Source organism: Cytobacillus sp. FSL R7-0680, assembly GCF_038009245.1.
GTDB classification, from domain to species: Bacteria; Bacillota; Bacilli; order Bacillales; family Cytobacillaceae; genus Cytobacillus; species Cytobacillus kochii.
This window is the reverse complement of record NZ_JBBPAO010000001.1, coordinates 1,276,775-1,290,226: the sequence shown is the minus strand read 5'-3', so window position 1 is coordinate 1,290,226 and position 13,452 is coordinate 1,276,775. Positions and strand designations below refer to the sequence as shown.

General features: G+C 35.6%; 13 protein-coding genes. 11 read left to right on the top strand and 2 right to left on the bottom strand.

All coding sequences use genetic code 11. The features are described from left to right. The first annotated feature begins 30 nt into the window (after window positions 1–30). The 3 genes from MKY26_RS06485 to MKY26_RS06475 all read left to right on the top strand — a co-directional run bounded on the left by MKY26_RS06485 (window position 31) and on the right by MKY26_RS06475 (window position 4,099). Entirely contained in the window at window positions 31–1,773 is a 1,743-nt protein-coding gene (locus MKY26_RS06485) for an ABC transporter ATP-binding protein (protein ID WP_095373214.1), read from the top strand. Next, window positions 1,770–3,506, top strand: a complete 1,737-nt coding sequence (locus MKY26_RS06480) for an ABC transporter ATP-binding protein (RefSeq protein WP_095373215.1) — start codon at window positions 1,770–1,772, stop codon at window positions 3,504–3,506. Before MKY26_RS06485 ends, MKY26_RS06480 begins: the two co-directional genes overlap by 4 nt. Before the next feature lie 161 nt (window positions 3,507–3,667). Continuing rightward, complete coding sequence (locus MKY26_RS06475) at window positions 3,668–4,099, top strand: hypothetical protein (protein ID WP_095373216.1); 432 nt, start codon at window positions 3,668–3,670, stop codon at window positions 4,097–4,099. Window positions 4,100–4,162: 63 nt separating this feature from the next. Here MKY26_RS06475 and MKY26_RS06470 read toward each other — a convergent pair whose 3' ends face one another. Together MKY26_RS06470 and MKY26_RS06465 are read right to left on the bottom strand one after the other, a co-directional pair. Next, a complete protein-coding gene (locus MKY26_RS06470; RefSeq protein ID WP_307318531.1) occupies window positions 4,163–4,870 on the bottom strand; it encodes a 2-phosphosulfolactate phosphatase in 708 nt (235 codons plus the stop codon). Window positions 4,871–4,942: 72 nt separating this feature from the next. Further along, a complete protein-coding gene (locus MKY26_RS06465; RefSeq protein WP_307318534.1) occupies window positions 4,943–5,581 on the bottom strand; it encodes a TetR/AcrR family transcriptional regulator in 639 nt (212 codons plus the stop codon). A gap of 260 nt (window positions 5,582–5,841) precedes the next feature. Between MKY26_RS06465 and MKY26_RS06460 the strand changes: the two genes are divergently transcribed. The 8 genes from MKY26_RS06460 to MKY26_RS06425 all read left to right on the top strand — a co-directional run bounded on the left by MKY26_RS06460 (window position 5,842) and on the right by MKY26_RS06425 (window position 13,283). Continuing rightward, entirely contained in the window at window positions 5,842–7,473 is a 1,632-nt protein-coding gene (locus MKY26_RS06460; protein ID WP_341093878.1) for an FAD-binding protein, read from the top strand. A gap of 36 nt (window positions 7,474–7,509) precedes the next feature. Beyond that, window positions 7,510–7,959, top strand: coding sequence for a CoxG family protein (locus MKY26_RS06455; protein ID WP_307318538.1), 450 nt, complete (start codon window positions 7,510–7,512; stop codon window positions 7,957–7,959). A gap of 430 nt (window positions 7,960–8,389) precedes the next feature. Further along, the gene (locus tag MKY26_RS06450; protein ID WP_095373221.1) at window positions 8,390–8,788 is read left to right on the top strand and encodes a sporulation protein; all 399 of its coding nucleotides are present in this window, start codon (window positions 8,390–8,392) and stop codon (window positions 8,786–8,788) included. Between the two features lie 164 nt (window positions 8,789–8,952). Continuing rightward, the gene (rpmG, locus tag MKY26_RS06445; RefSeq protein WP_095373222.1) at window positions 8,953–9,102 is read left to right on the top strand and encodes a 50S ribosomal protein L33; all 150 of its coding nucleotides are present in this window, start codon (window positions 8,953–8,955) and stop codon (window positions 9,100–9,102) included. Between the two features lie 32 nt (window positions 9,103–9,134). Next, window positions 9,135–9,404 carry a 30S ribosomal protein S14 gene (gene rpsN / locus MKY26_RS06440; RefSeq protein WP_095373223.1) on the top strand — a complete coding sequence of 90 codons (270 nt, stop codon included), beginning with the start codon at window positions 9,135–9,137 and terminating at the stop codon, window positions 9,402–9,404. A 100-nt stretch (window positions 9,405–9,504) separates the two neighbouring features. Next, entirely contained in the window at window positions 9,505–10,698 is a 1,194-nt protein-coding gene (locus tag MKY26_RS06435) for a GTP-binding protein (protein ID WP_341093852.1), read from the top strand. 213 nt (window positions 10,699–10,911) lie between these two features. After that, window positions 10,912–12,234: a hemolysin family protein gene (locus MKY26_RS06430; RefSeq protein WP_341093837.1), complete on the top strand. Its 1,323-nt coding sequence runs from the start codon at window positions 10,912–10,914 to the stop codon at window positions 12,232–12,234. A 2-nt stretch (window positions 12,235–12,236) separates the two neighbouring features. Further along, window positions 12,237–13,283, top strand: coding sequence for a hemolysin family protein (locus tag MKY26_RS06425; protein ID WP_341093832.1), 1,047 nt, complete (start codon window positions 12,237–12,239; stop codon window positions 13,281–13,283). The last annotated feature ends 169 nt before the right edge of the window (window positions 13,284–13,452 follow it).

Genomic DNA, 13,452 nt, shown 5'->3' with positions numbered 1-13,452 from the left:
GACAGCAAGAGAGGAAAGGTTGTGAAATAAATGTTTGATGTGTTAAAGAAACTCGGTTGGTTTTTCAAAAAATACAAAAAGCAATACGGTATCGCCGTTCTATTATTGATGTTAGCTACTGTATTAGAAATTATTCCACCGTACTTAATTGGGGTCATTATTGATTACATTACAGAAGGTGAAATGACGCGTGATTTACTCATTCAGTATGTAGCGGTCTTCTTAGGTATTATTATTTTTAGCTATATGTTAAATTTCTTTTGGCAATACGGTCTATTCGAAGGATCCGTCAACTTGCAACGATTAATGCGGCGAAAATTAATGAGCCAATTTCTGCGTATGACACCGACTTTTTATGAAAAAAATCGCACCGGAGATCTTATGGCCAGGGCGACCAATGATTTGAATGCTGTCTCGTTAACCGCAGGATTTGGGATTATGACGTTGATTGACTCTACTTTCTTTCTCGGTGGTATTATCTTAGCGATGGGCTTCATGATCTCGTGGGAACTTACTTTTTTCGCCATGTTACCTGTCCCAGTTATGGCCATATTAATTCAATATTATGGCAAACTTGTCCATGAAAGGTATATGAGAGCACAAGATGCTTTTGGCGAGATGAATGATAGTGTTTTAGAATCCGTCTCTGGTGTTAGAGTTATTCGCGCCTATGTGCAAGAGAAGGCAGATGAACAACGTTTTGCTGATATGAGTGAAGATGTTTTTGAGAAAAATATGCATACCGCCAAGATAAATGCTTTATTCAATCCAATCACAACAATTGGAACCGGCATTAGTTATATTGTCGCACTAGGTTATGGATCAGTATTAGTGGCTAATGGAGACTTATCTGTTGGGCAATTAGTTACCTTTAATGTTTATTTAGGATTAGCGGTTTGGCCAATCTTTGCTATTGGTGAGTTAATCAATGTGATGCAACAAGGGAACGCTTCTTTAGACAGGGTGCAAGAGACATTAAATTATGAAGCGGATATCATGCCGCCAACAAAACCTTTAGCAGTCGATAAGCCCCATACTTTACAATTCCAAGAGTTAACCTTTCAATACCCTACGAGTAAAGTCGTTAACCTCTCAAATATTAATTTAAGCTTAAGAAGTGGTGAAACGTTAGGAATTGTGGGTAAAACAGGCGCAGGGAAAACGACCTTTATTCGCCAATTGTTGAGGGAGTATCCTTTAGGAGAAGGAGGAATATCTATTGATGATATCGACCTTTCCCAACAGACGAAAGAACAAGTATTAGATTGGATTGGTTATGTACCGCAAAGTCACGTGCTTTTTTCTCGAACAATTAAAGAAAATATATTATTCGGTAAAGAAGATGCCACAGACGAAGAAATAGAAAAAGCGATTGATTTGGCTGCTTTTACAAAAGATTTAGCTTATCTTCCGCTCGGGTTAAATACGTTAGTAGGTGAAAAAGGTGTTTCCTTATCAGGGGGACAAAAGCAGCGGGTATCGATTGCTCGCGCATTAATTAAAGATCCTGATATTTTAATATTAGATGATTCCTTATCTGCTGTAGATGCAAAAACAGAGTCTGCAATTATCAGCAATATTCAACGCGAAAGAGCGGGAAAAACGACAATTATTACAACACATCGTTTATCAGGTATTCAACACGCAGATCAAATTATTGTTTTAGATAATGGTGTGATTACACAAGTAGGTACACATGATGATTTAATTAATGAAGACGGTTGGTATAAAGAACAGTATGTACGCCAACAGCTAGAGGGGGCCAATTCATGAGCACAGGCAAACAATTATTATCGTATGCGCTAAGGTTTAAAGGCACCATTTTACTCGGGTTGTTATTTCTATCCATTGCAGTGTTCACTGACCTAGCGGGCCCCTTTATTGCTAAACACATCATTGATAATCATATGACAGTCGGCCAATTTGACTTTACACCAATTCTATACTTACTCATTCTATATTTCTCGTTATCAATTTGTACGGCTATTTTCCGTTATTTTATGTATTTACAATTACAAAAGGGTTCAAATAGAATTATTCAAGCATTAAGAAAAGATGTATTCAAGCATATTCAAACATTACCAATTGGTTTTTTTGATCAATTACCATCTGGTAAAATTGTTGCAAGAGTGACAAATGATACAGAGGCAATAAGAAACTTATTTGTGCAAGTACTTTCGAGTTTTGCTACGAGTGCCATTTCTATAACTGGTGTCTATATTGCCCTATTCATTTTGAACTGGAAAATGGCTTTAATCGCACTCGTTATGATACCAATCGTTTATATTTGGATGATTCTATATAGAAAGTATGCTTCACAGTATAATGACGTGATCCGAACAAAAATTGCTGATATTAATGCAATGATCAATGAATCCATTCAAGGGATGACTATTATTCAAGCTTTCCGTCGAGAAAAACAAATGACGAAAGAGTTTGATGAAATGAATGAAGAACATTATCAATATGAGAGAAAGCTAATTATTCTTGATTCTGCGACTTCTCATAACCTTGTAAATACGTTAAGGCTACTGTTATTTACATGTTTTATCATTTATTTTGGGACACAATCATTTAGTGGTACACAAATAGTGACAGCTGGAACACTATATGCTTTTGTTGACTATTTAACAAGACTTTTTAATCCGATTACAAATATTGTGAATCAATTTTCGCAAATGGAGCGTTCACTCGTAGCCGGTAATCGTGTATTTGAAGTCTTAGCACTAAAAGGTGAGAAGGTATCTAATGAAAAGATACCAAAATATAAAGGGCATGTGGTGTTTGATCAAGTATCCTTCGCATATAAAGAACCTGATTTTGTTTTAAAGGATATTTCATTCCAAGCAAAAAAGGGAGAAACGATTGCGCTCGTGGGTCATACAGGTTCAGGAAAAAGCTCGATTATGAACTTATTATTTCGCTTTTATGATCCAACAATCGGTAAAATTTATATTGATGGAGTGGATATTACGACGATACCACGACAAACGATTCGTGAACATATGGGGATAGTTTTACAAGACCCGTATCTTTTTACCGGGACTATTGCTTCGAATGTAAGTTTAAATCAACCTAATATTACAAGAGAAAGAGTGGAGCATGCGATTCAGTCAGTTGGTGCTGATCGGGTGCTATCACATTTAGAAAAAGGGATAGATGAACCGGTAATTGAAAAAGGAAGTACTTTGTCTTCCGGTCAAAGACAATTAATCTCGTTTGCACGGGCGCTCGCTTTCGATCCAGCGATCCTAATCCTCGATGAAGCAACATCAAATATCGATACAGAAACGGAAGAGATTATTCAAAACGCAATGAATGTTCTAAAACAAGGAAGAACCACTTTTATCATCGCTCATAGACTGTCTACAATTAAAAATGCTGACCGCATTTTGGTGCTTGATAAAGGTGAAATCAAAGAACAAGGCAGTCATGAAGAGCTCATTGCAGCAGGCGGTATATACGAACAAATGTACGAGATGCAAGCGAAATCTTTACAAGCATAAGAAAAAAAACCAATCTGAGTATAAATCTTAGATTGGTTTTTTTATTTAACTAATAAATTAAACGAACTATGTTCCAAATATTCAATAGGAAGAAAATAATAAATACACAATTAAGAGTAAAAAAAATCTTGAGGGAAAAGTTAATAACAGAGGTGATTAAGATGAAAAAAATGTTGATCTTACTTTTTTTCGCACTATTATTATCATTTGTTTCAACAGTTTCAGCACAAGGACTTCCGCAAGTGGAATTGTTTGATGTGGAAGTCAACGACGTTGTAAAAAAACGCCCCCCTAATGAACAAATACAACAAGAAGCAACATCCATTCTTCAATCAATCAATGGGATATATGTGAAGATTAATCCTATGCCTAAAGACGGCTATATGGTTCGTATTCCGTTGGCACCATCATTGACCGTAAAAAACAAATGGTTTAATGATTTTATCAACGAAATGGTATTAATTATTCCTGAAGAAGAAGAACCTTATATTATGTTATTAGATGACGAAAATCATCCCCACTTCCTCATAGCACAACGAGATTTCTACCAAATAGTGACACTTATAATTGGCGAATCAAACAGCTTAAGATGAAGATGACAAGATTAAAAGCTACCAAAGAAGAAGCAATTGTGAACATTATCGTGGATTGCTTCTTCATATCGTTGTTGTATACTCGGAAAAATGTTGGTTTTTTAATATAGGAACGGTTTGGTAAATATTTAAACGGCTACAATGCTTCACATCTTTTTCAAACCCTCTTTCTCTTAATTCTACTCCACTCGTACATTCCCATATTAATCTACTAAGTGTTGATTTTGAATACTGAAAAGCGCCAATACACACTTGCACCTCAGCTGATCGCTTTCCTTCTATCCTAGAAAGGATGGCCCCAGCCCCCAAGTAGTCTTCCATTGCAGGACGAAGGGAGTCTTCAAATTCTTTCAGGCCATTCCATAATTCTCCACAAGGAACAACAGTAATATTAGCGTTTAATGAAGCGGATAATTGATTTGCAGCTGATGCTACTGCAGAAGCGTTTAATAAAGAGCCAATGAATAAAGCTGGTATATGGGAGGCAATCCAAGTACAAAAGGCACCATTTAAGGAACTCAAAACATATTTTTGCCTATCATGTGAGTGGTTAAATGTAACAGGTGATAAAGTGGGTGCACCTAATCTCGCTGCCTCAGCTCTCCCAAGAATATATTGCGCTCCCAATGATTGCGCGTATGCTTTGCCATTTAAATGAGGGGGATAAGGATATATGATTGCTCCATAATTTAAACCCGTTACAACTGTAGAAGAAAAACTGAGGACATCAACAATAATCACAATATCTCCTCGATTTGCTGCTTCTCTCACACCACGTTTTCCCCATTCTATCTGACATTCAGGTAAGTATGAAATGATTATTCTCCTCTTTTCTAAATGACTTTATTTTGCTGCATTCGCGGTTAAATAGTTTAAGATAACATTTTTCATTGTTACTAGTTGATGCTGCGCAGGTAATTCCGGTTCGATTATATTAGTTTTGCTTTGTACAGCAAGTTTAAATGTGAAAACAGTGAAATTGTTAATAATGGTTGGAATTACTTCTCTGGCATTAATATCTGAGCGAATTGTTCCATCATTAGCGCCAGCATCAATCATGTCGAAAAAAAGGCTAAACAATTGATCTCGGACATTTAAATAACATCGATTTTCTTCAAAGGAAAAATTGTTGACAGCAATGTAATTGACGATATAGTCTAAAATTTTCGGTAATGCGCCTGATTCTTTGTTTGAATGAAAAATGAAGAAATCCAAAAGGTAGGTGATTTTTTCAAGGTACGAGATATCTTCTTTTTTACTCAATTCTTCCATAAAAGAAAGCAATATTTTCAATTTCTCAGCAGCAACCTCATCGACAATCATATCTTTTTTTGGAAAATGTCTAAATATCGTTGCAACACCCATTTCTGCTTTGACTGCTATGTCATTCATTGTTGTTTTTTCAATACCATTTTCAACAAATAGAATTTCTGCACTTTGTAAAATCTTTTCTCTCTTTTTCTTTTTCGTATTCTCTCTCATAATACCGGCTTAACTCCTCATATTTTTTGCGAATGCATAAGCATAACTATATTTCATTTATATTATCATAACTATTTCATGAATTTCTCTTTTCTAAGGGTACGAACAGAAAAATAAAATAAATGATAGCATTAAAAAATAATTTACAATTGTAAAAAAACTTATTTACTAACAAACGGCCGCATGATAAAATACCCATGATAGTTAAACTATTATTTTTAAAAAATTCAATTTAATCGTTGGGATAAGGGGGAAAAAAGATGTCTGCAAAGAAACCAGAGAAATGGGATTATGAAACCGATGTCGTTGTCATGGGAACAGGGGGAGCAGCATTAGTTGCAGCCATTACGGCACACGACCAAGGAGCTAAAGTTGTTGTTTTAGAAAAGACTCATCAAATCGGTGGAACAACAGCTTTTTCAGGTGGTGTACCATGGATACCGTTAAACAGATATATGAAAGAAGTAGGATTAGAGGATACAAGAGAAGATGCACTTGCCTATATTAATCGTGTAACTGGTGGCAAAGTACCAGATCCGAAATTGCTTGAGGTATACGTTGATAACGCTTACAAAGCGATTGATTATTTATATGAGCATACTCCGGTAAGATTCGCTGTACCGGGAAGTTATCCAGAATATTATAGTTATTTTGAGGGTTCTAGAAAGGGACGTTCATTAGATCCCCTTCCATACGATTTAAATGAAATTGGTGAATGGGGAGCACTCATTCGTCACAATCCAACTTTCCCACCTTTAACACTTGAAGAAGGTGGAGCAATTGGTGGAATTGACTTCGTAAAGGTCGCAGAGCGAATGGAAAATAATATTGTGACAATGGGACAATCACTAATCGCTGGATTGGTTAAAGGTTGTTTAGATCGAGGTATCGATATTGTGATGGAAACATCAGGTAAAGAGCTTGTGTTAAATGACGAAGGTGAAGTCATTGGCCTCATTGCTGAAAATAAAGACAATCAAATTTATTACCGTACCGAAAAAGGAGTGATGTTAGGTTCAGGTGGTTTTGAATGGAACAAGGAATTAATTAAAACCTTTTTAAAAGGTGAGATTACTCATCCACTTACACCTTGGGGGAATGAAGGCGATGGCTTAATTATGGCCATGGAAGCTGGAGCAGCATTAGGGAATATGAGTGAGGCTTGGTGGTATCCGACAATGCAAGATCCCACGTTTGAATATGAGGATCGTGTGATGAACCAATTAGCTTCAGGCGGTCGTACGGGTCCTAATAGTATTATTGTAAATGGTAAAGGGAAACGTTTCGTCCATGAAGGAACGACCTACAATGATTTACCAAAGTCATTTTATGAATTTGATCCAGTGAATGTAGAATGGCCAAACGAAAAAAATAACTGGATGATTTTTGATCAACAAGTAAAAGACGCTTCCATGATTGTTACTGTTATGCCAGGTGAAGATGCACCAGAATGGATGACGAGAGCAGATAGCATAAAAGAATTGGCTAGTAAGATTGATATCAATCCAGATGCCCTAGAAGAAACTGTCAATCGTTGGAACAGCCAAGTTGAAGCAGGGGAAGATAAAGATTTCCACCGTGGAACAACTTTCTTTGAAGGTTTAGCACTTGGCGGAGGTAATAAGGAACTAAACCTTGGAAAGATTGAAAAAGGTCCTTTCTACGCTGTACAAGTTCACTTTGGGAGCTTAGGCACAAATGGGGGACCAAAAATAGATGAAAACGGACAAGTAATCAGTTTACGTGGTAATAAGATTAAAGGTTTATATGCAGCAGGAAATGCAGCGATGGGCATCTTCGGCCAAGGATATGTTAGCGCTGGTGGAACAATTGGGCCTGCACTTACATTTGGTTACTTAGCAGGATTGGCTATAAGTCAAGAAAATGAATGATGAAGTTAAATACAAAAAGTGAGGGAGTGCATATATATGCCAGCAGGAACACATACCATTACGTTACCAGTGGGAATTGAAGAAATCTGGTCTTTTGTAAGCGATATGAACAAATGGGCCCCATTAGTCCCTGGTTACATCGAACATGAAATTCTCAATGAAAATGAATCGACTTGGGCTTTTAAAGGTGATTTAGGGTTTATGAAAAAAACAGTTAAGCTAAAAATAAATATTATAGAATGGAAAGAACCAACAACAGTTACCTTCGATTTAAAGGGGATTTCGGATAACTTTAAAGGAGGCGGTTATTTTAATGCTGTTGTTGTTAATGATCGAACCACGGAAATGACGGGTAATCTGGACATCACGGCCGGTGGTGCTATGGGTCCAATGATTAATCAAATCCTAAAATCATTTGTACCAAAAACAACTGAAGAATTAACTGAAGCTGTTGGTGGGAAGATTTATGAAGTTGTAAATGCATAAACAATCATGATAAAACATTCGCTTATTTCTTGGCGAATGTTTTTGTTTCCTATTATCAACGAATGTAAAAACAAAGTAAATTTTTTATTAGCACATGTTTTTATCTTGTCAAAGGTAGATGCGCATTATATAATTTAAAGAACTATAACGTTGCACTTTATCTTTTGGTTAATTACCTGAAGAAATGTTAGACAATTGTAACGTTTCACTTTCAAAAAGGGAGTAATGGAATTGATTAATTGTTTAGTAAAATGCGTTACTGATTGAAAGCTTATAATTTTAAGGTTAAAAGAAGGATAAATAATTTTAAAAAATAATTATGTAAAAAAATTCTTTACCATTATTTCTATCATATACTATTATAGGTTAGTACGATTACAAACAACAGTTATTAAACAATATATAAGAAGGTATAGGTGACATAGCTAGAATGCTTAAAAAATATGCTCTAAAAATGGGTATAGGAATGAAGAAAATTCATTTATCTACTAATGAAAAAGAATATAAAGAAGGCCATATTATTGAAGGTGGCATAAAATTTTTTGGTGGTCTCATCCCACAGAAGATTAGAAGATATGATATTGATTTGATTGCTTGCAACCAAAAAAATGATAAAGAAGAAATTGTGAGATCTCACTCTGTATTTTGTTCGATTCCTGTCCAACCGAATGAGCAAAAAGAAACAGTATTTACATTGGAAATTCCCTCAGCAAATGAGATGAATTCTCAAGATAATGATTATTATATTCAAGCGAACTTTATGCTCGATCATAAATTAGAGCAATCAGTAAGAGTTGCAGTGAAAATTAGCCCCTTAGCAACTATGTAAATTAAATAATCAAAGGATAGAGCGATCATACAAAATGATGGCTCTTTTTTTATAAAGGAGTAAAAAACACTTGCAAATCGTAATGATTACGTTTTATACTATGAGTTGAAAGTATCTGATTGTTTTTAGTTTTTATGAATAGGAAACGGAAAGGAGATAAAAAATTGAGAGTTAAAATCACACTAGCCTGCACAGAGACGGGTGATAGAAATTACATTACTTCAAAGAATAAAAGAAATCATCCAGATAGAATTGAACTGATGAAATATTGTCCACGGTTAAAGAGAAAAACTTTGCATAGGGAAACAAAGTAGAGAATGTAGAAATAGAAAAGGAATGGTGAAAGTTGGCTAAGAAATCTAAAATAGCAAAAGAAAAGAAACGGCAAGAATTAGTGAAAAAATATGCAGAAATTCGGAAAGAGCTGAAAGAAAAAGGTGACATTCAAGGTATTAGAAAACTACCGAGAGATTCGTCCCCGACAAGGTTAAAAAACAGATGCGAAATAACCGGAAGGCCTAGAGGTTATCTTAGAAAATTTAAGATGTCTCGTATAGCTTTTCGCGAATATGCACATAAAGGTCAAATACCAGGCGTTAAAAAATCGAGTTGGTAATCCACAATCCTTATTAGATGGGAGTATATAAACGAAGATAAGAAGAGTATTTTTTTAATTCTTAAATCGTAATCATTTTGATTTATAGGGGTGTTTAACAATGAAAAAAATTCCAGTGACCGTTCTTAGTGGTTATCTAGGTTCCGGTAAGACAACATTATTAAATCATATATTAAATAATAGAAACGGTTTAAAAGTAGCAGTCATTGTAAATGACATGAGTGAAGTAAACATCGATAGTGAACTTGTTCGAAAACAAGGAAACTTTTCTCGAACAGAGGAAAAATTGGTGGAGATGTCAAATGGATGTATATGCTGCACTCTTCGAGAAGACTTACTTATAGAAGTTGAACGATTAGCTAAACAAGGTGAAGTAGATTACATACTGATTGAATCTTCAGGTATTAGCGAACCTGTCCCTGTAGCACAAACCTTTTCTTATATCGATGAAGAAATGAATATAGATTTAACTCGGTTTTGTAAATTAGATACGATGGTAACGGTGGTTGATGCGAATCGATTTTGGCATGATTTTGAATCAGGAGACACATTATTAGAACGAAAGGAGGCAGTTGGGGAAGAAGATGATAGAAATATCGCTGATTTACTCATTGACCAGATTGAATTTTGCGATGTGCTTATATTAAATAAGTGTGATTTAGTAAATGATATAGCCCTTGATAAATTAGAAAAAGTGATTAGAACATTGCAGCCACAAGCGAAGATTATTCGTACGGTAAATAGTGAAGTAAATCCGAAAGAAATATTAAATACTGGGCTTTTCGATTTTGACGAAGCCAGTCAATCTGCAGGTTGGTTACAAGAGCTCTCGATCGGTCCTTCTGATCATACGCCTGAAACAGAAGAGTATGGCATTTCATCTTTTGTCTATTACCGAAAATACCCTTTCCATACTGAACGTTTTAATACTTGGTGTCAAAAAATGCCATCACAAATTGTTAGATCAAAAGGGATTGTTTGGTGCGCGAGTAGAAATAACTTAGCTATATTAATGTCACAAGCTGGTCCTTCTGTAATGATGCAGCCCATATCCTATTGGGTAGCATCACTACCAGAGAAGGAAAAAGATGCGACCTTAAAGGAAAACCCTAGTTTGTTAGATGATTGGGATGTGGAATTTGGTGATCGTCATACTAAACTTGTGTTTATTGGAATGGATATTGATGTAGATTTAATAACAAAAGAATTAGATGACTGCTTGTTATCACCAAGTGAGTATGATACCAAGTGGGATGAACTGCCAGATCCATTTAGCTGGACAATCAATAGTTAGATAAATCGGTCCAGTTATAAAAGAAGTTAATGTTGTCGAGGAAAGAAAAATTATTTTCTTTCCTCGTTTTTATTTTTAATAGGAGGTTTCATAGATACTGTTATGCATTTTAGCCTTTGGTATTAGAGGTTAACTAATCATTACAAATGCATGAGTACATGATATAAGAATGGACACATTAATAAAATACAATTTCAATTCTGGTGGTGTCTTATGGATCTGATTACAATATTAAATTTACTACTACTGGCCTTCTTGATCTTTGCGACCGGTTTTTTTGTGGCAGCTGAATTTGCTGTTGTCAAACTAAGAATGTCACGGATTGATCAGCTTATTGATGAGGGGAATAAAAAAGCAATGACTGTCAAGAGGGTAGCAGATAACTTAGATTATAATTTATCAGCTTGCCAACTGGGGATTACCGTAACAGCTTTAGGACTTGGTTCCCTTGGTAAGCCAACCGTTGAGAAGATATTATATCCTGTTTTTGATTGGTTAAATCTTTCACAATCATTATCATCAGTTCTTTCATATGCCATTGCTTTTGTTTTAGTAACCATTCTACATGTAGTTGTCGGTGAAATGGCACCTAAGACCTTAGCGATTCAATTTGCCGAAAGAATGAGCTTATTATTAGCGCCCCCTCTTTACTGGTTCGGAAAAATCATGTTTCCATTCATTTGGTTACTCAATGGAACATCACGTGTGATATTACGTATGTTTGGCGTGCCGGCAAAAGCAAAAGAAGACTCTTATACGGAAGAAGAATTGAAAATTGTCATGACCCAAAGTTATAAAGGCGGTGAAATCAACCAAACCGAACTCGAGTATATGGAAAATATTTTCTCCTTTGATGAAAGGGTGGCCAAAGATATCATGGTACCCAGAATTAATATGGCTGTGTTCGAGCAGAACATGACAAGGGAAGAAATTGCGCAAATGATGATTGAGTATCATTTTACAAGATATCCTGTGATAGAAGACACAAAGGATCAAGTGATCGGCATCGTTAATGTTAAAAAAATGTTGACCAAGATGGCAGGCAAAAGGGAATATCACTTGACTGATTTCATTCAACCTATTCCGTTTATTTTAGAAACAACAAAAATATACGACGCATTCATCAAAATGCAAAAAACCGGTGTTCACATGGCGATAGTTGTGGATGAATACGGTGGTACCTCTGGTTTACTTACGATAGAAGATATTTTAGAAGAAATTGTTGGTGAAATTCGCGATGAATTTGACGAAGAGGAAGTCGAAGAAATTGAGTATCGTGCACCTAACAAATACTGTATCTCTGGACGCGTTTTATTGGCTGATTTAGAAGAAAAATTCGGGATGACATTCGCAAATAGTGATCAAATTGATACATTAGGCGGTTGGATTCATCAAAAATTAGCGGGCATGGCAAAAAAGGGAGATGTCGTGGAAGAAAACGGTCTCACTTGGACAGTAATGAAAGTAAAACAACTACAAATCCAAAGAGTACAATTAGAAGGACTTCATATTGGAGGTGAACCCAAAGGGGATTGAGAATGGACGGTATGATTATTTTAAATCTATTTCTTGTTGTTGTGTTTATTATTTTAACCGCGTTTTTTGTTGGTGCAGAGTTCGCTATTCTTAAGGTGCGAATGTCACGAATTGACCAACTGATTGAAGAAGGAAATAAAAAGGCTAAAATATCGAAAAAAGTGGTTGTGGGGCTCGATTATCATTTATCAGCATGCCAATTAGGAATTACTGTTACCGCCCTCGTACTCGGTGCATTGGGTGAGCCAACAGTAGAAAAAATTTTACATCCTGTTTTTGAACGATTCGAACTTTCTCAAGCAACAGCCACTTTATTGTCGTATTTCATTGCTTTAGCGATTGTCACGTTTTTCCACGTTGTCTTTGGAGAATTAGCTCCAAAAACATTGGCGATCCAATATTCAGAGAAGATGACATTGTTACTTGCTCCACCATTATATTGGTTTGGGAAAATAACAAAACCGTTTATCAAATTCTTAAATGGAGCTTCGCAAAGTCTTCTAAGATTGTTTGGTGTCGAACCGTCGAAACATGAAACAGCGCATACAGAAGAAGAAATAAAGTTGATTGCCACACAAAGCTTCGAAAGTGGTGAGATTAACCAAGCAGAACTTACTTATCTAGAAAATATTTTTAGTTTTGATGAACGAAAACTAAAAGATATCATGATTCCTAAAGCAAGTATCATTACACTTGAAAAAAACATGAGCCTTGCCGTATTATTAGATATTTTAGAAAAACACGCTTTTACTCGTTATCCTGTTAAAGACAAGATAGATGGAAGGATTAAAGGTTATATAAATGCAAAGGAGTTATTAACGAAAAGTCTAGTGGATCAAAATATATCTATCAGTGATCTTATTCATGAAATTCCAAACTTTCTAGAGACTTCTCCAATTAAGGAAGCCTTACTAACGATGCAAAAGACAAGAAAGCATATGGCACTTATTCATAATGAAGAAAAGCAAGCCGTTGGTATTGTCACAATGGAGGATGTTCTAGAGGAAATTGTTGGTGAAATTGGTGAGGAAGGCTATAGCGTGACCTAAATAATATGATGTACCCAATGTTATCTTATGTGAGTGAACCACCAATTTTAGGGTTTGTATTGTAACGTTATTGTCATTTTATCACCTTTCGTATTTCTGATATTAATGCCACTTAATGGTACGATATTGTGGAAAACATATGCAATATCATAGCAGAAAAATCCCTCGC

Bases quoted from the DNA above. Each gene is read 5' to 3' on its own strand.
- MKY26_RS06480 (WP_095373215.1), top strand. From the start codon at position 1,770: ATGAGCACAGGCAAACAATTATTATCGTATGCGCTAAGGTTTAAAGGC.
- MKY26_RS06475 (WP_095373216.1), top strand. From the start codon at position 3,668: ATGAAAAAAATGTTGATCTTACTTTTTTTCGCACTATTATTATCATTT.
- MKY26_RS06450 (WP_095373221.1), top strand. From the start codon at position 8,390: ATGCTTAAAAAATATGCTCTAAAAATGGGTATAGGAATGAAGAAAATT.
- MKY26_RS06425 (WP_341093832.1), top strand. From the start codon at position 12,237: ATGGACGGTATGATTATTTTAAATCTATTTCTTGTTGTTGTGTTTATT.
- MKY26_RS06460 (WP_341093878.1), top strand. From the start codon at position 5,842: ATGTCTGCAAAGAAACCAGAGAAATGGGATTATGAAACCGATGTCGTT.
- MKY26_RS06485 (WP_095373214.1), top strand. From the start codon at position 31: ATGTTTGATGTGTTAAAGAAACTCGGTTGGTTTTTCAAAAAATACAAA.
- MKY26_RS06465 (WP_307318534.1), bottom strand. From the start codon at position 5,581: ATGAGAGAGAATACGAAAAAGAAAAAGAGAGAAAAGATTTTACAAAGT.
- MKY26_RS06430 (WP_341093837.1), top strand. From the start codon at position 10,912: ATGGATCTGATTACAATATTAAATTTACTACTACTGGCCTTCTTGATC.
- MKY26_RS06435 (WP_341093852.1), top strand. From the start codon at position 9,505: ATGAAAAAAATTCCAGTGACCGTTCTTAGTGGTTATCTAGGTTCCGGT.
- MKY26_RS06455 (WP_307318538.1), top strand. From the start codon at position 7,510: ATGCCAGCAGGAACACATACCATTACGTTACCAGTGGGAATTGAAGAA.